The following is a 21,858-nucleotide window of genomic DNA, read 5'->3' as shown; positions in this document are numbered from 1 at the left end:
ATTTCATTCGCCGAGTTTACTGTTTGGCATGAACTTTTGTATCACCTCTTCCAAGAAAATAAAAAACAACGTCCGCGATTTTTCATAGGGCTTCAGCTCGCTGTTACCACCGCTATTGGTGAGATAAAAAAGCGTGTTCTGCTGTAGCTTAGGGAAATAACGGAACTCTTCAAATAAAAAGATAATCTCTTTGTAATTTAAGCCAGAGAGGTCTTCATCAAAGGATTTGAATAATCCGGTCGTTGATAGCACCAGGAGCTTAGTGTCCTTGCTGTCAGAGTTTCTGACGGTAGTCACTTCATTGGTGGCTAGCGTAAATACATCCGAAAAAATCCGCAGGCGATAGGCGAAGTAATCAGCGCAAATGTAAGAGGGGCCTAGCCCATAGATAATCAGCTTATTACAATCTTTTATCTTTAACCAAAAGTCATGAGCAAGGTTATCATCAAAATTGGCGATGTAGTCTGCTATACGCTGTAATTCACTTGATGGCTTTGCTGGGGGGGCATCATTATGTTCGCTGATAATAAATTTTTTATATTGCTTGAAAGATTCAAACCCCAGTTTTCGGACAAACTTGGAGATTTTTGACGTTGAAACATCAAACTGTGCGCTGAGCTCAGTAATAGAAACCGTTGAGTTATGCTGAATGCATTCTTTGGTGCTGTCTAATAGTTTCTTTTCCAACGCATTCAAACTCTTGTAATCAATTTTTATCATGATTTATTTCCGATGTTAAGCCCAGACATCCCCGTTCAATGTTACGAGAAAATCCCCCCAATGAGTACCCCACTTGCTGAAGAGATAACCATCTCGGCAAGATCACTGCGCGTTAACCGTTCGCATTAAATGTATAAAACGTTGATTTAATTAAATTAATTGGAATTAAAAACCAGTAAATAATCAATTTTATTATTATTTATTCCGATTTTATTGTAAAAACAAGAATTATTCAATTTTGTGATGATAATTTTCCATAAATTGGATCTAAAGCATGTTTTTATGGAAAATTATCGGTATAAATGTTGTCCAGAGTTAGAGGTGATGAAAGTGAAACGTTAAAAAATTATCAGGAAACGCTCATGTTGGAAAAAATCACAGACTTCAGTTTGAACCTGTTCTCTCTAAAGGGAAGAACAGCGATCGTCACGGGCGGCAACAGCGGGCTGGGCCAGGCATACAGCCTGGCGTTTGCCAAAGCTGGGGCTAATGTTGCCGTTATCGCCATTGCGGACGACGAAGGGGAAACCCGGTGTCTGGTAGAAGAGTGCGGGGTGGATTATCACTTTATTCTGGCGGACATTACCCGTGAGGGGGAACCCCAACAGGCCATAGATCAGGTCGCCGCTCGCTTTGGCCGCATCGATATACTGGTCAACAATGCCGGGATGTGCATTAACGAACCGGATGTTCTCAAATTCACCCGCGTGCAGTGGGATAAAATGATCGCCCTCAATCTGAGCGCCGCCTTTGAAATGTCGCACGAAGTGGCCAAGTACATGATCCCGCAGCAGAGTGGAAAGATCATCAATATTGCCTCCATGTTCTCTTATTTGGGCGGGCAATGGTCACCGGCGTATTCGGCGAGTAAGCACGGGATTGTTGGGCTGACGAAAGCCTACTGCGACGAATTGGCACAATTCAATATTCAGGTCACCGCGATTGCGCCTGGATATTATGCAACGCCATTAACTGAAAAAACACGATCAGATCCTGATGCTAATAAGCGGGTACTTTCGCATATTGCGGCCAATCGTTGGGGAAATATTGCCGATCTGATGGGGACGGCAGTCTTTTTGGCCTCAGATGCATCCAATTATGTTAACGGCTCAGTGATAGCCGTTGACGGTGGTTTTTTAGTGCGTTAATCAATAATGATAAGGGTAATTATGAATAAGCATGACACATTAAGGCAATTGCGTAGCCTGTTGAAAGCGGATCAGATCGTGACCGATCATGCCAAGCTCTATGATGCAGCAGCCGACAGATATAAAAAATATGCCAAGGCTAAAGAGCAGCTTAATGTTCCTCTCCCTACCGCCATTGTGCTGCCAGAAAGTGCCGATGAAGTGGCTGAGATCCTCAAATTCTGTAATGAAAATGCCATTAACGTTATTCCACGCAGCGGCAAGACGGCGACCGAAGGTGGCTTGGAAAACTGGAAAGAAAATACCCTGGTGATTGACTCGGCACGCCTGAATAAAATCATCAAGATCGACAGCTACAATATGGAAGCCACGGTGCAAGCCGGGGTTTGCCTGCAAACGCTGGAAGATGAAGCGCGCAAGCAGGGGCTGACAACCGGCCATTCGCCGCAGTCCAAACCGGTTGCACAATATGGTGGCTTAGTGGCCACGCGCAGTATCGGCCAGTTTTCTACCCTGTACGGCGGAATTGAAGATATGGTGCTTGGTCTGGAGTGTGTCTTCCCTGATGGGCACATTTCACGCATCAAGAGTGTCGCACGCCGCGCCGGCGGCCCGGACATCCGCCATGTGGTGATTGGTAACGAAGGCACCCTGTGTTTTATTACCGAAGTCACGGTGAAACTGTTCAAGTTCTACCCGGAGAATAACCGGTTTATCGGGCACTTAATCAAGGATGTTGCCTCGGGTATCAAGATCCTGCGTGACGTCATGGTGGCAGGCTATCGCCCTTCGGTGGCGCGGGTTTATTCAGAAGAGGATGCGGCGCAGCATTTCTCGGCCTTCCATGAAGGCAAGTGTGTTCTGATCTTTATGGTGGAAGGGCCTTCCGGTATCGTGAATGCCACCATTGATGGCATCAACGAAATCATCAAGGGACATGCTGCGGGGATCCTGAAACCGGTTAAAAGCCAACTGATCGAAGACTGGTTCAATCATCTCAACTGGTCGCAGGCGCGCATCGAGCAAGAAGTGAGTGAGATGGTGAATCACAATCGTCATGATGGTTTCACTACCGAGATCTCTGCAAGTTGGGAAATGATCCCGAAAATCTACGATCGCGTGATCCAGCGTATTCGCAGTGAATTTGAACGCAGCGAAGATCTCACCATGCTGGGGGGGCACTCATCGCACAGTTATATTAACGGTACTAATATGTACTTTGTTTATAACTACAATATCCACTGTGAACCGAAAGATGAAATGCGTATTTATCATCATCCTATTCAGCGCATTATTGTAGAAGAGACGCTGAAACTGGGTGGTTCTATGTGTCACCATCACGGCATTGGTAAATATCGAAATGAATGGACCGAGCAGGAGCATGGCAGCGCCTATTATATTCTGCAAGGGCTGAAACAGGTTTATGATCCGAAAGGCATCATGAATTTCGGCTGTATTTATCCGCAGCCAGGCACTGAGCATTTCTTCGAGTAACCTTCACGGATCAATCCCCAAGGGGAACGGGAGCGGTCGGTGTAATATCCTAAGAGCTTCGAGTTGCGGTCAATAAGGCTGCAACTCAGGCTAGAGGGATAAATCACTCTATCCCCACTATAGATATCAAGAATAATGGAAGTGAATAATGAAAAAACTATTTATGGGTATTGATAGTGGATCGCAAAGTACCAAGGTAGGTATTTTTGACCAACAGGGTAATGAAATCTGTTATGGCAGTGATTTATTGCAGAATACTGAAACACCGGCACCGGGCGTTGTTTACCACCCCGGAGAAGATCTTTGGGAGAGCCTGGTTCGCGCCATAGAAGATTGCCTGGATAAATTTACCGGCGATCGGCGTCAGATCCTGGGAATAGGGTTGTGTACTATTCGCTGTTGCAGGGTGTTGCTGGATGAGAAGGGTGAACTGGTTGAACCGGTCATCAGTTGGATGGATATGCGTATGTCGCAGCCCTATGTTCATCAGAATGACGCGGTAAAATATGTGACCACCACGTCCGGTTATCTTGGTTTACGCTTAACCGGCGCTTTCAAAGACAGTTGTTCTAATCAGGAAGTTTATTGGCCTATGGATTGGCAGACCCTGCAATGGGCAGATGATGCTGAGATCCAGCGCCAGGGGCTCACGCGCAGCCAACTGTTTGAGCTGATCAAACCCGGCGAGAGCTACGGGCCGCTCAGGGCAGAACTCGCCGAGCGTTTTGGTCTGAATGCGGATATTTGCGTATTTGCTACCGGTAATGACAAGGCTGTTGAAGTGCTTGGCGCGGGCATTACCGCCGCTGATGAAATTATGATCTCGCTGGGGACATTTATTTCGGCCATGCTGTACCGCCATGATTATTTCTCTCATGCCGAGAGTTTTTTCCCGACGCTGGCGTGTGAACCTTTCAAATATGTCTATGAATCCACCGGGATCCGGCGGGGTATGTGGACGGTGAGTTGGTTTAAACATTTAGCGGGTGAAGATATCAGCAAGATTGCTGAGATGGAAAACATCAGTGAAGAAGATGTATTAAACCGTATTGCCGAATCCATTGCCCCGGGTTCGGAAGGGTTGATCACTATTCTTGATTGGCTGAGCCCGCCAAGCCATCAGTTCCGTAAGGGGATGATGTTCGGTTTTGATCAACGCCATACTAAGTACCATATTTATCGCTCTATTTTGGAAGCTATTGCCTACACGATAAAGAACAATATTGATGCCATGCTGCAGGAAACAGCATCCTCCATCAATAGCATTCGTATTATTGGCGGCGGGGCAAAAAGCGATGTTTTAGTGCAGATTATCTGCGATCTTTTTGGTAAAGAGACCTATACCCTGCAAGCCAACAGTTCAGCCTGCCTGGGGGCGGCTATGTGTACTGCCGTTGGGTTAGGGGTGGTGCAGGACTTTAATCAGGCAAAAAGAGATATGGTGCAGATTAAGAAAAAGTATATTCCTAATCAAAAAAATCATATTTACTATGATGGCATCAATAAAAATGTCTATATGAAAGTACGTAGTTATACGGATCCACTGTTGTCAGAGGTCTATGATTTTCTTAATAGACCATCAATATAAAAAATCTCTCTGGTCTATTCCAGCAAGTTTCCGGTTGTGCACCCAGATGTTAAATAAACATCTGGTTTGCGCCGCCGTGCCGCTTGGATAAAAGAGGGTAAACGATATCATACAGGTATGACTATTATGGAAAATAGAGTAAATACAGAGCAAATTAAAAATAGCACCCGATATATACAGATATTACTGCTGACCATCGCCGGCGGTGCAATATATCCGATGCTATATTTGAGGCAGATTTATCAGGATACGATGATCCAAGCCTTTAATATTACTAATGTGCAACTCGGTGAGTTGTATTCAATCATGGGTTTTTTGTTCTTTATCTGCTATACACCCAGCGGTTGGTTAGCCGATAGAGTGAAACCGATGAAGCTGATCACCCTGTCTCTATTGGGGACGGGCCTGTTAGGGCTTTGGTACAGCACCTTGCCTTCCTATACCGCACTGTTAATCATTTTTTCAGGCTGGGGAATAACCACCGGCTTGACCTTCTGGGGTGCGGTGATGAAGCGCATCAAGCTGCTGGCGGCAAAAAATGAGGCTGGGCGCTTTTATGGGATTTACGATGGCGGTCGCGGCCTGGTTGAATCGATCCTGGCCAGCATTGCGCTGTTTATTTTCTCGGTAACGGTTGGCCCGAATGACGCAAACGTGGTTCAGGGGCTGGTCTACGTGATTCACCTGTACTCTTGGTTCTGCATAGCCTTAGCCGTGGTCTGTTTTGTCTGTATCTGGTTTGAAGCCAACGCTCCACATGAGACAGAAGAAAAGCAGGCTAAAACCACCAATAAAAACGTGATTAAGGATCTGGGTTTTATCCTGCGCCAGCCCGAGGTGTGGCTGATCGCAATTATCATCTCTTCCGGTTACCACTTATTCTGGTCTACCTACAGCTTTTCAGGCTATCTGCAGGCCGGCGGTTGGGGGTTTACCGCCGTGATGGCAGGGACGATCACCACGATCAAGCTATGGCTGCGGCCAGTCGGGGGGGTAGTCGGTGGTTTCCTGGGCGACAAGTTAGGGAATATCAAGGTATTAACCTACGCGTTAATGCTAAGTGCGCTTGGCCTGGTCGGCCTGATCGCTATCCCGGCTACTCATTTGCCTTCCGGTGTGGTGGTTGGATTCTGTGTTTTCTTTATCCTCTTTGTTGGTCTGCTGACTTATGCAGTACGCGGCCTATACTGGGCGATTATTGAGAACCTGAAGGTGCCGGAGACCAAGCTGGGCCTGGCAATCGGGGTGATTTCTGCGGTGGGCTATTGCCCGGATATCTTTATCCCACTGATTAATGGCTATATTATGGATTATGCTCCCGATCAGAAAACTGGTTATCAACTTTATTTTGGCTATACCGTTGTGATGGCATGTTTTGGCATCGTTGCCTGTTATGTGCTTAAGCATCGCGTCACAAGCCAACCCCTCCCGGTAGTAAAACCCGTTACGGTTGAATAATCCTGAAACAATACCGGATACCCGCAGTGAGAACTGTGGGTGCCCGGCACGTGAAAAGGATAAAAAAAAGCCCATCGAAGGTGACGGGCAAAGACTACACACAGCAATTTATATACATGGGATGTTGGATTTGATGCGTGGCGGAGAAGCCAAGGTTTTACACCAAATAGAGTAATAACACTAAGCACTTAGGCTGTAGGCGTCATTAAGATTCATCCTAATAAAAGCCGGGGCATAAAAACGGCTGGCAATATCTCCGTGTGCAACGCTTTTGTGCCAAGGCATAAAGGCAGGGGGAGTAAACAGCAATGGGGGGATTGATGGCCTGCCCGTGGTCGGGCAGGCCGGGGGGATTACAGTTGTTCTAAATCTTTGACCACTTCTTTTATATCGCTATTGGGTTGCGGTGCTTCATTAACCCAGGCACTGACTAAACGGTAGGAAACCGCCAGCACCACCGGGCCGATAAACAGCCCAATCATGCCAAATGCCAGCAGGCCGCCGATGACACCGGATAAGATCAGAATCAAGGGCAGATCGGCTCCCATGCGGATCAGCGCCGGGCGCAGGAAGTTGTCCAAGGTGCCCACCACGCAGCTCCAGATCAGCAACACGGTGCCCCAGGTGGTGTCGCCGGTCCAGTACAGCCAGATAATCGCCGGGATCAGGATCAGCAATGGCCCTAGCTGCGCTACGCAGAACACAAACATCAGTACCGTCAACAGCGTAGCGGCAGGGATACCGGCAACCGCCAGACCAATCCCCCCCAGCACCGACTGCACCAGAGCGGTGACCACCACGCCCAGGGCTACGGCGCGGATCGCCTGCCCGGCCAGCAGCACAGCGGCATCGCCCCGTTCGGCCCCCAAGCGCACGGCAAAATGCCGGATAGCCAACCCAACCTGCTCCCCACGGGCATACAACAGTGCGCTGAACAACACCATCAGCATACAGTGCATCAGGAAGCGGCCAATATGCGCGGCCTGCGTGACAAACCAGGTTGCCGTCTGGCCGAAGTAGGGCTGCACTTTGGCGATCAGCGCAGCTCCACCGGTGCTCACCAGCAGGTGGTAGCTGTTATACACCCGGTCGCCGATCAGCGGGATGGCGCGTAACCACTCCAGATCGGGAATGCTGATCTTACCCGGTGAATTCACCCAGGAGACGATGGGGGCGCTGTTATCGACAACGCTGCTGACCAGCAGCGAAATAGGCAGCACAAACAGCAGGATCAGCAGAATGGTCATGATCAGGACGGCCAGCGAGCGGCGGCCCCACAGCAGGCGCTGTACTTTAATCAATACCGGCCAGGTTGCGATCACCACCATGCCTGCCCAGGCAAAGCCAAGAATAAACGGTTGAACCACCCAAAAACTGGCGACGATCATAATGGCAATAAACAACACGCCAAAAATAATCGTGGGTAAGTCATAGTGGCGTTGCGGTTGTGTCATGAATGCGTTTTCATCCTATTCAGTGAAATCTTCTATCCCTTGTTATCATGGAGCATTTCGAGCAACTTTCACAGCCAAGCGCACGTTTTGCCGCCGGCGCTTCTGTTGCCGTGAGTTTGTGATAATGTGAGTGCCTCCACGAAACGAAGTATGCTAGTTTTTACCGACGATAAAAGATAGGGGTGGGTCTGCATCTAGGCCCGGTTAGGTAGTTAAAAATTAGACAAACAGGGTCAAAAAAGCGAATGATCCCACAGATTTCTCAGGCACCCGGTCTCGTTCAACGGGTGCTCGATTTTTTGGAAGCGTTAAAACAGAACGGATTCAGCGGCGATACTGCCACCAGCTATGCCGATCGCCTGACCATGGCGACAGACAACAGCATTTATCAGCTCCTGCCCGATGCGGTGGTGTTCCCCCGTTCAACCAGCGATGTGGCGTTGCTGACCCGCTTGGCGGCAGAAGAGCGCTTCAAGGCGCTGACCTTTACCCCGCGGGGTGGCGGCACCGGCACTAACGGCCAAGCGCTGAATAGCGGCATTGTGGTTGACATGTCGCGCTATATGAACCGCATTTTGGATATCAATGTCGAACAGGGCTGGGTACGGGTTGAAGCCGGGGTGATTAAAGACCAGCTTAACCAGTATCTGCGGCCGTTCGGCTATTTCTTCTCGCCAGAGCTTTCCACCAGCAACCGCGCCACGCTTGGCGGGATGATCAATACCGACGCCTCCGGCCAGGGTTCACTGGTGTATGGCAAAACCTCGGATCACGTGCTCGGGCTGCGGGCGGTGTTGCTGGGGGGAGAGATGATCGATACTCGCGCCATGCCGACGCCGCTGGCGGAAACGATTGCCCAGGAAGATACGCCGGAAGGGCGTATTTATGCCACGGTGCTCAACCGTTGCCGAGAACAGCGCGCGCTGATCCTGGAAAAATTCCCTAAGCTTAACCGCTTCCTCACCGGTTACGATTTGCGCCATGTGCTGAGCGACGATCTGCAAACCTTCGATCTGACGCGCATCCTTACCGGGGCCGAAGGCACGCTGGCGTTTATCACCGAAGCGCGGCTGGATATTACGCCGCTGCCGAAAGTGCGACGCCTGGTTAACATCAAATATGACTCTTTCGACTCTGCGCTGCGCAATGCGCCGGTGATGGTGGAGGCCAAAGCGCTGTCGGTAGAAACCATCGATTCCAAGGTGCTCAATCTGGCGCGTGAGGATATCGTCTGGCATTCGGTCAGCGAGTTGATCACCAACGTGCCGGATAAAGAGATGCTCGGGCTGAACATCGTTGAGTTTGCCGGTGACGATCAAGTGCTGATCGACGGCCAGATGGCGGCGCTGTGTGAACGCTTGGATGATTTGATCGCCAGGCAACAGTCTGGGGTGATTGGCTACCAGATCTGCAGCGACCTCACCGGCATTGAGCGTATCTATACTATGCGCAAAAAGGCCGTCGGGCTGCTGGGCAATGCCAAAGGGCAGGCCAAGCCGATTCCGTTTGCCGAAGATACCTGTGTGCCGCCGCAGCATCTGGCCGATTACATTACCGAATTCCGCCAGTTGCTCGACAGCCACAACCTGAGCTACGGCATGTTCGGCCACGTCGATGCTGGGGTGCTGCATGTGCGCCCGGCGTTGGATATGTGCGATCCGCAGCAAGAAGTGCTGATGAAGGAAATCTCCGATCGGGTGGTGGCCCTCACCGCCAAATACGGCGGGTTGCTGTGGGGCGAGCACGGTAAAGGCTTCCGTGCGGAGTACAGCCCGGCCTTCTTTGGTGACGTGCTGTATGAGGAGTTGCGCCGCATCAAGACCGCGTTTGATCCGCTGAACCGTCTCAACCCAGGCAAAATCTGCCCGCCAATCGGCGTGGATGAGCCGATGATGAAGGTGGATGCCGCCAAACGCGGCACGTTGGATCGCCGCATTCCGCTTGATGTTCGCACCTCGTTCCGCGGTGCGCTGGAGTGTAACGGCAACGGCCTGTGCTTCAACTTTGATACGCGCAGCCCGATGTGCCCGTCGATGAAGATCACCGGTAACCGTATCCACTCGCCAAAAGGCCGTGCGGCGCTGGTGCGTGAGTGGCTGCGGTTGCTGGCCGAGCAGGGTGTCGATCCGGTAGCGTTGGAGCAGCAACTGCCGCAGCAGCGCCTGAGCTTGCGTAGCCTGATCGAGAAAACCCGCAATAGCTGGCGTGCGGGTAAAGGCGAGTATGACTTCTCGCACGAAGTGAAAGAGGCCATGTCCGGTTGCCTGGCCTGTAAAGCCTGTTCGACCCAGTGCCCGATCAAGATCGATGTACCGGGGTTCCGTTCGCGTTTCCTGCAGCTTTATCACACCCGTTACCTGCGCCCGGTGCGCGATTACATGGTCGCCGGTGTCGAAAGCTACACGCCACTGATGGCCAAAGCGCCGAAGGTGTTCAACTTCTTCTTTAAACAGCCGTGGGTGCGCAACCTGAGCCGCAGCACGATCGGCATGGTGGACTTACCGCTGCTTTCCAGCCCGACCTTGCGTCAGCAGCTTTCCGGCCACCGTGCTTTTACCATGACGCTGGAACAGCTTGAGGCCTTGAGCGAGGCACAGCGTGAACAGCATGTGCTGATCGTCCAGGATCCCTTTACCAGCTACTACGACGCGCAGGTGGTGGCAGACTTTGTGCGGCTGGTGGAAAAGCTGGGCTACCAACCGGTATTGCTGCCATTCTCGCCCAACGGTAAGGCACAGCATATCAAAGGGTTCCTGGCTCGCTTTGCCAAGACGGCGCGTAAAACGGCCGATTTCCTCAACCGGGTAGCGAAGCTCGGTATGCCGATGGTGGGGGTCGATCCGGCCTTGGTATTATGCTATCGCGATGAATACCAAGAAATACTCGGCGCTGCCCGCGGCAGTTTCCAGGTGCAGTTGGTGCACGAGTGGTTGCAGCAGTTGTTGGCCGATCGCCCGGAACAAGCGGCAACGGGGGAGGCCTGGTATCTGTTTGGCCACTGTACCGAAACCACGGCGCTGCCAGCCAGCACCCAGCAGTGGGCTGCGATATTTGGCCGTTTTGGTGCAAAACTGGAGAACGTCAGCGTCGGCTGTTGCGGCATGGCGGGAACCTACGGCCATGAGGCCAAGAATCTGCAGAATTCCTTGGGGATTTATGAACTATCTTGGCACCAGGCGCTGCAACGTTTGCCACGGCAACGTTGCTTGGCGACCGGTTATTCCTGCCGCAGCCAGGTGAAACGCATCGAAGGCAATGGCGTGCGGCATCCGTTACAGGCTCTTCTGGAGATAATGGCGTGAAATTGTGGAAACGTGAAGCAACGCTGGAACAGCTCAACCGCACCGGTGAAGGGTGCATGGTCGGGCATGTGGGGATCCTGTTTACCCGCCTTGAGGATGATTACCTGGAGGCGGTGATGCCGGTTGATCATCGCACTACGCAGCCGTTCGGCCTGCTGCACGGTGGGGCTTCGGTGGTGCTGGCGGAGTCGATGGGATCCATGGCCGGTTACCTCTGTACCGAAGGGGAGCAAAAGGTGGTTGGGTTGGAAATCAACGCCAACCATATTCGGGCGGTGTTTGCCGGGCAGGTGCGCGGTGTTTGCCGTGCATTGCATGCGGGCCGCCGTAATCAGGTCTGGCAGATCGAAATTTTCGACGAGCGCGATCGTCTGTGCTGCACCTCTCGCCTCACAACGGCAGTTATTGATTAATCCTCGTGCCCGCAGAGCCGATCTGCGGGCAATTCAGCCCACGCTTTTCTTCCTCCTGTTGCCCATTTGCTCACCGGCGGCTCAAAAAATTCAGTAACGACTAAACTTAAAACAGAAAAGCGCATTTTTGCGACAGATAAAATGCATAAATAGGTATTTTATATCTATGTTCAATTGGCGGTGGTGAAACACAACGGTGAGGCAAATTTATGCAAACGGAAAATGTCGGTACCTTCTCTTTGGCAGATCAGGTCTGGCAGGGGATTTCGCTCAGCGACAGCGCAGTGAAGCAGATTAGCAAATTAATGCAGCAGGACGCACAGGTGTTGGGGTTGCGGCTTGGGGTGAAACAGTCTGGTTGTGCCGGTTTTGCTTATGTGCTGGATCTGACCCGTGAGCCCGCCGCGGACGATCTGCGCTTTGAACGTGATGGCGCGGTGCTGTATGTGCCACTGAAAGCCATGCCGTTTATTGATGGAACCACGGTGGATTTTGTCCGTGATGGGCTGAATCAGATCTTCAAATTCAATAACCCTAAAGCTCAGAACGCCTGCGGGTGTGGTGAGAGCTTTGGCGTTTGAGCGATGTAACCAACATGACGCGAAGCAAGGTAGACGTTACTCATGATGTACAGGCTTGGGTCAGCGACGGGCGTTACAAGGAAGGTTTTTTCACCCAGTTGGCCACCGATGAGTTAGCTAAGGGCATCAATGAAGAGGTGGTGCGCGCTATTTCTGCCAAGCGCAATGAGCCCGAGTGGATGCTGGCGTTCCGCCTGGAGGCTTACCGTGCCTGGCTGCAAATGGACGAGCCGCATTGGCTGAAAGCCCACTATGATGCCTTGAACTATCAGGATTACAGCTATTATTCGGCCCCTTCCTGCGGCCATTGTGATGATACCTGCGATTCTCAGCCGGGGGCAGAACAGCAACCCGGTGCGGTGGTGGAAAACAGTTATCTGACCAGCGAAGTGGAACTGGCGTTCAATCAGCTGGGCGTGCCGGTGCGCGAAGGCAGCGAGGTGGCGGTGGACGCGATCTTTGACTCGGTTTCCGTGGCCACGACCTATCGAGCCAAGCTGGCGGAAAGCGGCGTGATTTTCTGCTCGCTCGGTGAGGCGATTCAACAACATCCAGATCTGGTGCGCAAATACCTTGGCCGCGTGGTGCCGCATAATGACAACTTTTTTGCCGCGCTTAACGCTGCGGTGGCTTCCGACGGCACCTTTGTCTATGTGCCGAAAGGCGTTCGCTGCCCGATGGAACTCTCCACGTATTTTCGCATCAACGCGGCCAAAACCGGCCAATTCGAACGCACTATCCTGATCGCCGATGAAGGCAGTTACGTCAGCTACATTGAGGGGTGCTCAGCGCCGGTGCGCGACAGCTATCAACTGCACGCGGCGGTGGTGGAGGTGATCCTGCATAAAGACGCCGAGGTGAAATACTCCACGGTGCAGAACTGGTTTGCCGGTGGCGAAAGCCAGGGCGGCATTCTGAACTTTGTCACCAAGCGTGCATTGTGTGAAGGGGCGGGTTCCAAAATGTCGTGGACGCAGTCGGAAACCGGCTCGGCGATCACCTGGAAATACCCCAGCGTGATCCTGCAAGGTGACAACTCCATCGGTGAATTTTTCTCTGTGGCGCTGACCAACGGCCGTCAGCAGGCGGATACCGGCACCAAGATGATCCATATCGGCAAAAATACCAAGTCCACCATTATTGCCAAAGGGATCTCCGCCGGGCACAGCCAGAATACCTATCGCGGGCTGGTGAAGATTCTGCCTGGGGCAGAAAACGCGCGCAATTTTACCCAGTGCGACTCCATGCTGATCGGGCCGGATAGTGGCGCGCATACCTTCCCGTATGTGGAAGTGCGCAATAACAGCGCCCAGTTGGAGCATGAAGCGACCACCTCGAAGATTGGTGACGACCAGCTATTTTATTGTCTGCAACGAGGCATCAGTGAAGATGATGCTATCTCGATGATCGTCAATGGATTCTGCAAGGACGTGTTCTCCGAGCTGCCGCTGGAGTTTGCCGTTGAGGCGCAAAAACTGCTGGCGATCAGCCTGGAACATAGCGTCGGCTAAGCACACCAATGAGGATACAGCATGTTAAGCATCAAGAATTTGCACGTTAGCGCAGAAGGCAATGAGATCCTCAAGGGGCTGAACCTGGAAATTAAACCGGGTGAGGTTCACGCCATCATGGGCCCGAACGGCTCGGGCAAAAGTACGCTGGCCGCCACGCTCGCCGGGCGTGAAGAGTATCAGGTAAGCGCTGGTGAAGTGGCCTTTAAAGGTAAAGATCTGCTGGCGCTGGCGCCTGAAGAACGCGCCGGAGAAGGGATTTTTCTGGCGTTTCAGTATCCGGTTGAGATCCCCGGCGTCAGTAATCATTTCTTCCTGCAAACCTCGGTTAATGCGGTGCGCAAATACCGTGGGCAAGAGGCGCTCGATCGCTTCGACTTCGCCGACTTTATTGAACAGAAAATCGCCTTGCTGAGTATGCCCGCCGATCTGCTGACCCGCTCGGTAAACGTCGGCTTTTCCGGCGGCGAGAAGAAACGTAACGATATCCTGCAAATGGCGGCGCTGGAGCCGGATTTGTGCATCCTGGATGAAACCGATTCCGGGCTGGATATTGATGCGTTAAAGATTGTCGCCAACGGCGTTAACTCGCTGCGCGACGGCCAGCGCGCTTTTATCATCGTCACCCACTACCAGCGTATTCTGGATTATATCCAGCCGGACTATGTGCATGTTCTTTCTCAAGGGCGCATCGTTAAATCGGGTGATTTCTCGTTGGTGAAACAGCTGGAGGAGCAGGGCTATGGCTGGCTTTCCGAGTAACAATGATTCCCCGGTGCTGCAGCAGATGCGCCACCTGTTCGTTGCCCGTGGTGGCGAGTTCTCTCCTCACGCGCAGGCCCATTGGCAGCAGGCTCTGTGCCTTGGCTGGCCGACTCGCAAGCAGGAAAACTGGAAATATACCCCGCTGGACGCTTTGCTGGATCAACAGTTTGTGGAACCTCTGGGGAAAACCTTTAGTTCTGCCCAGCGCGATGCCCTGGCGCTGAAGATTGATGCCTATCGCCTGGTATTTATCGATGGGCGTTTCTGCCCGCAGTTGAGCGACAAGGATTTGGGGGATTACCAGTTGGAGAAGGCACCCCACAGGTTGCCGGAGCCGATTCAGCCGGAGATTTTTTTGCATCTGACCGAAAGCCTGGCGCAGGAAACCCGCGTGATCCGCCTGCCTGCCGGGAAAGTGCCCGGCAAACCGCTCTATTTGCTGCATATCAGCGCTGGGCGTGATGATGAAGGAGAAGCGAATACCCTGTATCACCGGCACCACCTGGATATCGCATCGGGCGCGCAGGCGGAAGTGATCGAGCACTATGTCAGCCTCGGTCCAGCGGCTCATTTTACCGGCACACGCCTGACCGCGACGATTGGCGACAACGCGGTGTTACAGCATTGCAAACTGGCGTTTGAAAACCAGGCCAGTTTTCACTTTGCGCATAACGATCTGCAGGTTGGCCGCGATGCGCGGGTAAAAAGTGACAGCTTCCTGCTTGGCGCGGGGCTGACTCGTCATAACACCAGCGCACAGTTGAATGGTGAAGGGGCTAATCTGGTGATCAACAGCCTGGTGCTGCCGGTGGGGAAAGAGGTGTGTGATACCCGAACCTATCTGGAACACAACCGCGGCTATGGCGAAAGCCGCCAGTTGCATAAAACGGTGGTGAGCGATCGCGCCAAGGCGGTGTTCAACGGCATGATCAAAGTGGCACCACACGCGATAAAAACCGATGGCCAGATGACCAACCATAACCTGTTGTTAGGGAAAGTGGCAGAGGTGGACACCAAACCGCAGTTGGAGATCTATGCGGATGACGTCAAGTGCAGCCATGGTGCTACCGTGGGGCGCATTGATGGCGAACAACTGTTCTACCTGCAATCGCGCGGGATTGATCAACAGGCGGCACAGCGGATGATCATTTTTGCCTTCGCCGCTGAACTGACTGAAGGGATTGTCAACCCGATCGTGCGTGCCCAGGTGTTGGCACGCATTGCTGAACGCCTGCCAAAGGAGGGCGCATGAGTTACCCCTTGGAGCGGGTGCGCAGCGATTTCCCTTTGCTGGCACGCGAAGTGAACGGGCAACCGCTGGCCTATCTGGACAGCGCCGCCAGCGCGCAGAAACCGCAGACGGTGATTGACCGCGAACTGGATTTTTATCGCCACGGCTACGCCGCCGTGCACCGTGGCATACATACCTTGAGTGCGGAAGCGACGCAGCAGATGGAAGCGGTGCGCGCGCAGGTGGCTAGCTTTATCAATGCGGCATCGGCAGAAGAGATCCTGTTTGTGAAGGGCACCACCGAAGGCATCAACCTGGTGGCTAACAGCTTTGGCCGCCATTTACTGGCGGCGGGCGACAGTATCATCATCACCGAAATGGAGCATCATGCCAACATTGTGCCTTGGCAGATGCTGGCACAGGAGCGCGGTATTGAGCTGCGCGTCTGGCCACTGCAGCCGGATGGCACCTTGGATCCGGCGCAGTTACCGCACCTGATCGACGCTTCTACCCGCCTGCTGGCGATCGCTCAAATTTCTAATGTGCTGGGCACCGTCAATCCGCTGAGTGACATCATTCCTGTGGCTAAAGCCGCTGGGTTGAAGGTATTGGTGGACGGTGCGCAGGCGGTGATGCACCAGCGGGTTGACGTCCGGGCGCTGGATTGTGATTTCTATACGTTCTCCGGCCATAAGCTCTACGGGCCTTCTGGCATCGGCATTTTATACGGCAAGCAAGCGTTGCTAGAACAGATGCCGCCGTGGGAAGGCGGTGGCGCGATGATCCAGCAGGTCAGTCTGACGGCAGGCACCACCTTTGCCGCACCACCGTGGCGTTTTGAAGCCGGGTCGCCCAACAGCGCGGGCATCATGGGACTGGGGGCCGCGATTGAATATGTGAACGATCTGGGGCTGGAGGCGATCCACGATTATGAACAATCGCTCATGCACTACGCGCTGGAGGCGCTGCAGCAGGTGCCAGCGCTAAAGATTTATGGCCCAGCGGCGCGGGCGGGCGTTATTGCTTTTAATTTGGGTGAACATCATGCCTATGACGTGGGCAGTTTTCTCGATCAGTACGGCATTGCCATTCGTACCGGGCACCACTGTGCGATGCCGCTGATGGCCTTCTATGGCGTGCCGAGCATGTGTCGTGCCTCTTTGGCGCTATACAATACGCAGGAAGAGGTGGATCGGTTGGTTGCCGGGTTGCAACGGATCCAGCGGTTACTTGGCTAACGCCTTTCATCACAAAGGGAGCCGTATGGCAAACTTACCGGACAAAGATAAACTGGTGCGTAATTTTTCCCGCTGCCTGAATTGGGAAGAGAAGTACCTGTACGTGATCGAATTGGGCAATCAATTGCCGCCGTTAGCAGAAACCGACCGGCAGACGGGTAATCTGATTGCTGGCTGCCAGAGCCAGGTATGGATTGTGCTGCGCGATGCGGGCGAAGGGCGGGTTGAGTTCCATGGCGACAGCGATGCCGCGATCGTCAAGGGGTTGCTGGCGGTGGTCTTTATTTTGTATCACCGGCTCACGGTACAACAGATTATCGATCTGGACGTGCTGCCATTCTTCGCTGAACTGGCGCTTAGCCAGCATTTGACGCCTTCCCGGTCTCAGGGGCTTGAGGCGATGATCCGCGCCATTCGCAGCCGCGCCGCGCAGTTAGCCTAATATCCAGGCTCATTGACCAGATATTAATGTCAATGAGCCTTTACAATCCTGATAAATCCTCCGTTTACCTCGGCTAAATCAGTGGTATTTCAGCAAGTTAGTCATTGACGTTTCGTTGACAATCTGACGTATTGATTATGTTATAACGTGTTGATTTTTAGACAACTTATTGCCTTTGCCCCCGTTCTTGCTAGTATTGTTCGAGCATTTATCCGATTTACCCACCGGCAAGCGCCAGATACTCTTGTGATTGAACTGTATACCTAAAGCTTTTGCTGCCTTGTGGCCGCAGATTCGAAGGTGTAATTAAGAATAGGGATGAGAATGAAACGTACGTTGACTCTACTAGGCATGTTTTTCGCCACCGCGCTGACAGGCATCCAGGCTGCCAGCGCGAACGAATATCCATTGCCGCCAGCAGGTAGCCGCCTGATTGGTGAAAATATTATTTATCAGGTGCCGAACGATGGGCGCTCGCTTGAGATGATTGCCGCTGAATACAAGATAGGCCTGCTGGGAATGTTGGAAGCTAACCCGGGTACCGATCCCTATCTGCCGACGCCGGGTTCAACGCTGACGATCCCAACCCAAATGCTGCTGCCGGATACGCCACGCGAAGGGATTGTGGTTAACCTGGCAGAGCTGCGTTTGTACTACTACCCGAAAGGGGAAGACAAGGTTATCGTCTATCCGATCGGCATTGGCCAGACCGGAATGAACACCCCGCTGCAGGTGACGTCGGTCAGCCAGAAGATCCCGAACCCAACCTGGACGCCAACGGCCAACATCCGTAAACGCTATGCGGCTAAAGGCGAAATACTTCCGGCGGTGATCCCGGCTGGGCCAGAGAATCCGATGGGGCTGTTTGCCTTGCGCCTGTCGATGGGGCATGGCCAATACCTGATCCACGGTACTAATGCCAACTTTGGCATCGGCATGCGCGTCAGTTCCGGCTGTATCCGCTTGCGTCCAGACGACATCGAAGCCTTGTTCAATATGATCCCCCAAGGCACGCGGGTGCAAATCATCAACGAGCCGGTGAAGGTTTCCGTCGAACCGGACGGTAAGCGCTATGTGGAAGTGCATCAGCCGTTGTCGAAGGTCGCTAGTGACGATCCGCAGACTATGCCAATCCCGCTTTCTAAAAACCAGAAAGCCTTTGCCAGCGATCAGCAGACTGACAAAGCGGTGTTCGACAGCGCCGTTGTACGGCGTTCTGGCATGCCGGTGCTGGTGAGTGTAGGTCAGGACCCTTCTGAGGTTCCTGCGACGCCTGAGGCACCTCAGAGCGCAAATAGCGACACTCCAGCAGGGGCGCCGATCAGCTCAGTAAATTAAATCGGGTTTAGGGTAGGGAATGGAGAGGTCTAGCATGCTGGGCCTCTTTTTTTGTCTGTAGAAAAGGCGGTAGCGATCAAAAGAGCAGATCCTGAATCGCAGGTAAAAAAAACGGCGCACAAAGTGCACCGTTTTTAATTACCAAAGCTAACTTACTTTTTGTAAGCGTGAGCTTGGTTGTCCAGACGCTGGTTAGCGCGCGCTGCGTCATCTTTAGCTGCTTGAACGTCAGAACGGATTGCGTTCACGTCGTTGCTCAGCTGATCAACTTTAGCGTTCAGAGTCTGAACGTCAGAAGACAGTTGATCGATTTTAGCATTGCTAGAGCAACCAGCCAGCATAGTAGAAGCCAGGATTACCGCGCCCAGTACCAGTTTAGTACGATTCATTATAACACCCTCTAGATTGAGTTAATCTCCATGTAGCGTTACAAGTATTACACAAACTTTTTTCGAAAGAGAATAATTTTTTTGTATTGAGGCCCTTTATTTTGATCGTTCGCTCAAACTTGCATCTGGTTTTACAAAATAGTTAAAAAAACGAGGGAAAACAGCCCCATTTCACGGGACTACTCTTAATTGAAATTAGCTAAATAATGAGCAGTTAGGGGTTGCGTTTTTTAGAAAACAGTTGGCGAAGGATAAAAAAACGCCGCAAAGCGGCGTTTGGGTCACAGCACTTTTGTCACGTTTATTAATTACAGCACGTGAACTGAAGCCGTATTGGTGGTTCCGCTCGGCACCAAGGCACCGGAAACCATCACTACCACGTCGCCTTTTTGTGCCAGCCCGCTGGCCAAGGCCGCTTCTTTACCGATGCGATAGAAATCATCGGTAGAGGCGATCTCTTTCACCATCTGGGTGACCACGCCTTTACTCAGGATTAACTGATGTGCGGTGGTTTCATTGGTGGTCAGCGCCAGAATGATGGCGTTAGGGAAGTATTTACGTACTGATTTGGCCGACTTACCGCCGCTGGTGGCTACCACGATCAATGGCGCATCCAGTTTTTCGGCCGTTTCGACAGCACCGCGGCACACCGCTTCGGTGATGCGCAGCTTGCGATTGTCGTTCTGGGTATCAATGCGGCTTGGCATCACGCGATCGGTACGTTCGCAGATGGTGGCCATGATGGTCACGGCTTCCAGCGGGTATTTACCCTTGGCGCTTTCGCCGGATAACATCACCGCATCGGTGCCATCCAGAATGGCGTTAGCCACGTCACCAGCTTCAGCGCGGGTAGGGCGTGGGTTTTTGATCATCGAATCCAGCATCTGGGTGGCGGTGATCACCACTTTACGTGCACGGTTACATTTTTCGATCATCATCTTCTGCGCGAAGATCACTTCTTCAACCGGGATCTCAACGCCCAAATCACCCCGTGCCACCATGATGCCGTCAGACGCTTCGAGGATTTCGTCGAAGTTATTCAGGCCTTCCTGGTTCTCAATTTTGGAGATGATCTGGATGTTCTCGCCGCCGTGTGCCTTCAGGTGCTCACGAATTTCCAGCACATCGGAACGCTTACGGATGAATGAAGCCGCAACGAAGTCCACACCCTGTTCGCACCCGAAGATCAGATCGTGTTTGTCTTTTTCTGCCAGTGCTGGCAGTTGGATGGAAACACCCGGCAGGTTAACGCCTTTGTTTTCGCCCAGATCGCCGTTGTTCAGCACTTTACAGATCACTTCTTTTTCAGTGACCGCGGTGACTTCCATGCCGATCAGGCCGTCATCCACCAGTACGGTGTTACCCACTTTCAGATCGGCAGTGAGGCCAGGGTAGGTGACTGCTACGCGTTCTTTGTTGCCGATGACGCTTTGGTCGGTGGTAAAGGTGAACGTTTGGCCAGCCACCAGAGCGGCGTCAGTACCGCCTTCCAATTTCATGGTGCGGATTTCCGGGCCTTTGGTATCCAGCAGGATGCCAGCGGTTTTACCGGTTTTTGCCATCACTGCGCGCAGATTCTTGATGCGGTTGCCGTGTTCTTCGTAATCACCGTGGGAAAAGTTAAGGCGCATTACGTTCATACCTGCGTTCAGCAGGCGGGTCAGCATTTCTTCCGATTCGGTTTTAGGACCGATGGTACAAACAATTTTTGTCTTTTTCATGACGATTTTTTCTACAAGTTGTGATGGATAATAAAACGAACGATACCGGCGGTTAAACCATCGGTAAGGGATTTGAAGCGTGCCTGGTAGTGTGAAACATAGTTAAGGATAGGTGACCACAGTAGAAATGAGGTGGAAAAATTCAGCCGCTGTCGTGACGCGGGTATGCTGCGCATATTGCTGGGGGGAAAAATTGTCGTTATTGCGTTTTCGCAGATCAAGGGCTGAAACCATTCAACTGAAAGACGTTGCGCATTATAAGGGCTCTATGGTGGGAAACAAAACAAAAAACCGATGTGGGCGGCAGGTTTAGTTAAAACAGGGGCAAATGTGGCGCAAATGAAAATTTACGGTAGCGGTTTGTTGCGCAAATAACCTGACTGTAAACAATTCCGGTGAGTGCCGCGGGAAAAGAGATGTTATTGATGAGGAGGTTGCGCCGTTTAAGCTGGCTGCGGAATTTCCAACAGGTTGCCTGCCGCCAGGCAAAAACAACCAAAGAGGGTGGCAGCAGGGATCAGCAAGATTTCGCCAGCCAAAACGGTATGAATATTATTGCCGATGGTGAATTCAAACTCGCCGGAAAGGATCTGGATCCGCTGCGGGTATGGCCGCTTCTGCAGTTGGCCAAAGGCACCCGCAGTGAATTTGACTTCCGTTGCTGGCGTTTGGTCACTCATACGCCCTTCACGGCGAGCAAGGCCATTGTCGAGGGGCTCGAATGCGGTTTCTGCTTTAAATGTCAACATATGGGAATGGCCTTGAATACGCGTTGGCGCAGATGATAGCCGATGCTCTATTGCGATGTCATTGCTTAGAGGTCACAGGGTGGGTGGAAATAGAGCAAACGAAAAGAATTGGTGCGTCCGAATGGACTCGAACCATCGACCCCCACCATGTCAAGGTGGTGCTCTAACCAACTGAGCTACGGACGCACTGAACGGCTGCAGGAATTTGGTGCGTCCGAATGGACTCGAACCATCGACCCCCACCATGTCAAGGTGGTGCTCTAACCAACTGAGCTACGGACGCATCTTTTTCCTGTCTGTCATGGCTGACAGCGGG

The 21,858-nt window shown here is 52.4% G+C and carries 18 protein-coding genes and 2 tRNA genes; 13 read left to right on the top strand and 7 right to left on the bottom strand.

The features are described 5' to 3' along the window. Window positions 1-3: 3 nt before the first annotated feature. Window positions 4-720, bottom strand: coding sequence for a MurR/RpiR family transcriptional regulator (locus WG891_RS10650; protein ID WP_337262398.1), 717 nt, complete (start codon window positions 718-720; stop codon window positions 4-6). 362 nt (window positions 721-1,082) lie between these two features. Between WG891_RS10650 and WG891_RS10645 the strand changes: the two genes are divergently transcribed. The 4 genes from WG891_RS10645 to WG891_RS10630 all read left to right on the top strand — a co-directional run bounded on the left by WG891_RS10645 (window position 1,083) and on the right by WG891_RS10630 (window position 6,408). Further along, window positions 1,083-1,868: an SDR family oxidoreductase gene (locus WG891_RS10645; RefSeq protein WP_337262399.1), complete on the top strand. Its 786-nt coding sequence runs from the start codon at window positions 1,083-1,085 to the stop codon at window positions 1,866-1,868. Window positions 1,869-1,889: 21 nt separating this feature from the next. Further along, a complete protein-coding gene (locus WG891_RS10640) occupies window positions 1,890-3,362 on the top strand; it encodes an FAD-binding oxidoreductase (protein WP_337262400.1) in 1,473 nt (490 codons plus the stop codon). Between the two features lie 148 nt (window positions 3,363-3,510). Beyond that, on the top strand, window positions 3,511-4,950 hold the full coding sequence (locus WG891_RS10635; RefSeq protein WP_337262401.1) for an FGGY-family carbohydrate kinase: 1,440 nt from the start codon (window positions 3,511-3,513) through the stop codon (window positions 4,948-4,950). Between the two features lie 252 nt (window positions 4,951-5,202). Continuing rightward, entirely contained in the window at window positions 5,203-6,408 is a 1,206-nt protein-coding gene (locus tag WG891_RS10630; RefSeq protein WP_337262402.1) for an MFS transporter, read from the top strand. Between the two features lie 353 nt (window positions 6,409-6,761). Here the strand turns inward: WG891_RS10630 and ydiK are convergent, their stop codons facing one another. After that, the gene (gene ydiK, locus WG891_RS10625) at window positions 6,762-7,862 is read right to left on the bottom strand and encodes an AI-2E family transporter YdiK (protein WP_337262403.1); all 1,101 of its coding nucleotides are present in this window, start codon (window positions 7,860-7,862) and stop codon (window positions 6,762-6,764) included. A gap of 245 nt (window positions 7,863-8,107) precedes the next feature. On the opposite strand from ydiK, the gene ydiJ reads away from it, so the two are divergent. The 9 genes from ydiJ to WG891_RS10580 all read left to right on the top strand — a co-directional run bounded on the left by ydiJ (window position 8,108) and on the right by WG891_RS10580 (window position 18,683). Continuing rightward, window positions 8,108-11,164, top strand: coding sequence for a D-2-hydroxyglutarate dehydrogenase YdiJ (ydiJ, locus tag WG891_RS10620; RefSeq protein ID WP_337262404.1), 3,057 nt, complete (start codon window positions 8,108-8,110; stop codon window positions 11,162-11,164). Beyond that, window positions 11,161-11,577, top strand: a complete 417-nt coding sequence (gene menI / locus WG891_RS10615; protein ID WP_076940173.1) for a 1,4-dihydroxy-2-naphthoyl-CoA hydrolase — start codon at window positions 11,161-11,163, stop codon at window positions 11,575-11,577. Before ydiJ ends, menI begins: the two co-directional genes overlap by 4 nt. 209 nt (window positions 11,578-11,786) lie before the next feature. Then, entirely contained in the window at window positions 11,787-12,158 is a 372-nt protein-coding gene (gene sufA, locus WG891_RS10610) for a Fe-S cluster assembly scaffold SufA (RefSeq protein ID WP_076940172.1), read from the top strand. Between the two features lie 14 nt (window positions 12,159-12,172). Next, window positions 12,173-13,669 (top strand): Fe-S cluster assembly protein SufB, encoded by a 1,497-nt coding sequence (gene sufB, locus WG891_RS10605; RefSeq protein ID WP_337262405.1) that lies wholly within the window; start codon window positions 12,173-12,175, stop codon window positions 13,667-13,669. Between the two features lie 21 nt (window positions 13,670-13,690). Beyond that, window positions 13,691-14,431 carry a Fe-S cluster assembly ATPase SufC gene (gene sufC / locus WG891_RS10600; protein ID WP_337262406.1) on the top strand — a complete coding sequence of 247 codons (741 nt, stop codon included), beginning with the start codon at window positions 13,691-13,693 and terminating at the stop codon, window positions 14,429-14,431. Beyond that, complete coding sequence (gene sufD / locus WG891_RS10595; RefSeq protein ID WP_337262407.1) at window positions 14,412-15,686, top strand: Fe-S cluster assembly protein SufD; 1,275 nt, start codon at window positions 14,412-14,414, stop codon at window positions 15,684-15,686. Before sufC ends, sufD begins: the two co-directional genes overlap by 20 nt. After that, window positions 15,683-16,903, top strand: a complete 1,221-nt coding sequence (sufS, locus tag WG891_RS10590; RefSeq protein ID WP_337262408.1) for a cysteine desulfurase SufS — start codon at window positions 15,683-15,685, stop codon at window positions 16,901-16,903. The genes sufD and sufS overlap by 4 nt, the downstream gene beginning before the upstream one ends. A 25-nt stretch (window positions 16,904-16,928) precedes the next feature. Next, the gene (gene sufE, locus WG891_RS10585) at window positions 16,929-17,345 is read left to right on the top strand and encodes a cysteine desulfuration protein SufE (protein WP_337262409.1); all 417 of its coding nucleotides are present in this window, start codon (window positions 16,929-16,931) and stop codon (window positions 17,343-17,345) included. Between the two features lie 324 nt (window positions 17,346-17,669). Continuing rightward, window positions 17,670-18,683, top strand: a complete 1,014-nt coding sequence (locus WG891_RS10580; RefSeq protein WP_443006095.1) for a L,D-transpeptidase family protein — start codon at window positions 17,670-17,672, stop codon at window positions 18,681-18,683. A gap of 152 nt (window positions 18,684-18,835) precedes the next feature. Here WG891_RS10580 and WG891_RS10575 read toward each other — a convergent pair whose 3' ends face one another. The 5 genes from WG891_RS10575 to WG891_RS10555 all read right to left on the bottom strand — a co-directional run bounded on the left by WG891_RS10575 (window position 18,836) and on the right by WG891_RS10555 (window position 21,825). Beyond that, window positions 18,836-19,072, bottom strand: a complete 237-nt coding sequence (locus tag WG891_RS10575) for a major outer membrane lipoprotein (protein ID WP_005165631.1) — start codon at window positions 19,070-19,072, stop codon at window positions 18,836-18,838. A 308-nt stretch (window positions 19,073-19,380) separates the two neighbouring features. Next, on the bottom strand, window positions 19,381-20,793 hold the full coding sequence (gene pykF, locus WG891_RS10570) for a pyruvate kinase PykF (RefSeq protein WP_076940165.1): 1,413 nt from the start codon (window positions 20,791-20,793) through the stop codon (window positions 19,381-19,383). Between the two features lie 443 nt (window positions 20,794-21,236). Next, complete coding sequence (locus WG891_RS10565) at window positions 21,237-21,542, bottom strand: cupin (protein ID WP_337262410.1); 306 nt, start codon at window positions 21,540-21,542, stop codon at window positions 21,237-21,239. 109 nt (window positions 21,543-21,651) lie between these two features. Next, window positions 21,652-21,728: transfer RNA gene (locus tag WG891_RS10560), tRNA-Val, on the bottom strand. Window positions 21,729-21,748: 20 nt separating this feature from the next. Continuing rightward, window positions 21,749-21,825, bottom strand: a tRNA-Val gene (locus WG891_RS10555). Window positions 21,826-21,858: the final 33 nt, after the last annotated feature.

The organism is Serratia sp. MMO-28 (assembly GCF_037199905.1).
In the GTDB taxonomy this organism is placed as follows: Bacteria; Pseudomonadota; Gammaproteobacteria; order Enterobacterales; family Enterobacteriaceae; genus Chania; species Chania oryzae.
The sequence above is the reverse complement of the archived record's forward strand: the minus strand, read 5'-3'. Positions and strand labels throughout refer to the sequence as shown.

What these genes read in the sequence shown, in the direction of transcription:
- ydiJ (WP_337262404.1), top strand. Translation starts at nt 8,108, where the DNA reads ATGATCCCACAGATTTCTCAGGCACCCGGTCTCGTTCAACGGGTGCTC.
- sufC (WP_337262406.1), top strand. Translation starts at nt 13,691, where the DNA reads ATGTTAAGCATCAAGAATTTGCACGTTAGCGCAGAAGGCAATGAGATC.
- WG891_RS10630 (WP_337262402.1), top strand. Translation starts at nt 5,203, where the DNA reads ATGATCCAAGCCTTTAATATTACTAATGTGCAACTCGGTGAGTTGTAT.
- sufD (WP_337262407.1), top strand. Translation starts at nt 14,412, where the DNA reads ATGGCTGGCTTTCCGAGTAACAATGATTCCCCGGTGCTGCAGCAGATG.
- ydiK (WP_337262403.1), bottom strand. Translation starts at nt 7,862, where the DNA reads ATGACACAACCGCAACGCCACTATGACTTACCCACGATTATTTTTGGC.
- WG891_RS10565 (WP_337262410.1), bottom strand. Translation starts at nt 21,542, where the DNA reads ATGTTGACATTTAAAGCAGAAACCGCATTCGAGCCCCTCGACAATGGC.
- WG891_RS10635 (WP_337262401.1), top strand. Translation starts at nt 3,511, where the DNA reads ATGAAAAAACTATTTATGGGTATTGATAGTGGATCGCAAAGTACCAAG.
- WG891_RS10640 (WP_337262400.1), top strand. Translation starts at nt 1,890, where the DNA reads ATGAATAAGCATGACACATTAAGGCAATTGCGTAGCCTGTTGAAAGCG.
- pykF (WP_076940165.1), bottom strand. Translation starts at nt 20,793, where the DNA reads ATGAAAAAGACAAAAATTGTTTGTACCATCGGTCCTAAAACCGAATCG.
- sufE (WP_337262409.1), top strand. Translation starts at nt 16,929, where the DNA reads ATGGCAAACTTACCGGACAAAGATAAACTGGTGCGTAATTTTTCCCGC.
- sufS (WP_337262408.1), top strand. Translation starts at nt 15,683, where the DNA reads ATGAGTTACCCCTTGGAGCGGGTGCGCAGCGATTTCCCTTTGCTGGCA.
- WG891_RS10575 (WP_005165631.1), bottom strand. Translation starts at nt 19,072, where the DNA reads ATGAATCGTACTAAACTGGTACTGGGCGCGGTAATCCTGGCTTCTACT.
- sufA (WP_076940172.1), top strand. Translation starts at nt 11,787, where the DNA reads ATGCAAACGGAAAATGTCGGTACCTTCTCTTTGGCAGATCAGGTCTGG.
- WG891_RS10645 (WP_337262399.1), top strand. Translation starts at nt 1,083, where the DNA reads ATGTTGGAAAAAATCACAGACTTCAGTTTGAACCTGTTCTCTCTAAAG.
- WG891_RS10650 (WP_337262398.1), bottom strand. Translation starts at nt 720, where the DNA reads ATGATAAAAATTGATTACAAGAGTTTGAATGCGTTGGAAAAGAAACTA.
- WG891_RS10580 (WP_443006095.1), top strand. Translation starts at nt 17,670, where the DNA reads ATGAAACGTACGTTGACTCTACTAGGCATGTTTTTCGCCACCGCGCTG.
- sufB (WP_337262405.1), top strand. Translation starts at nt 12,173, where the DNA reads ATGACGCGAAGCAAGGTAGACGTTACTCATGATGTACAGGCTTGGGTC.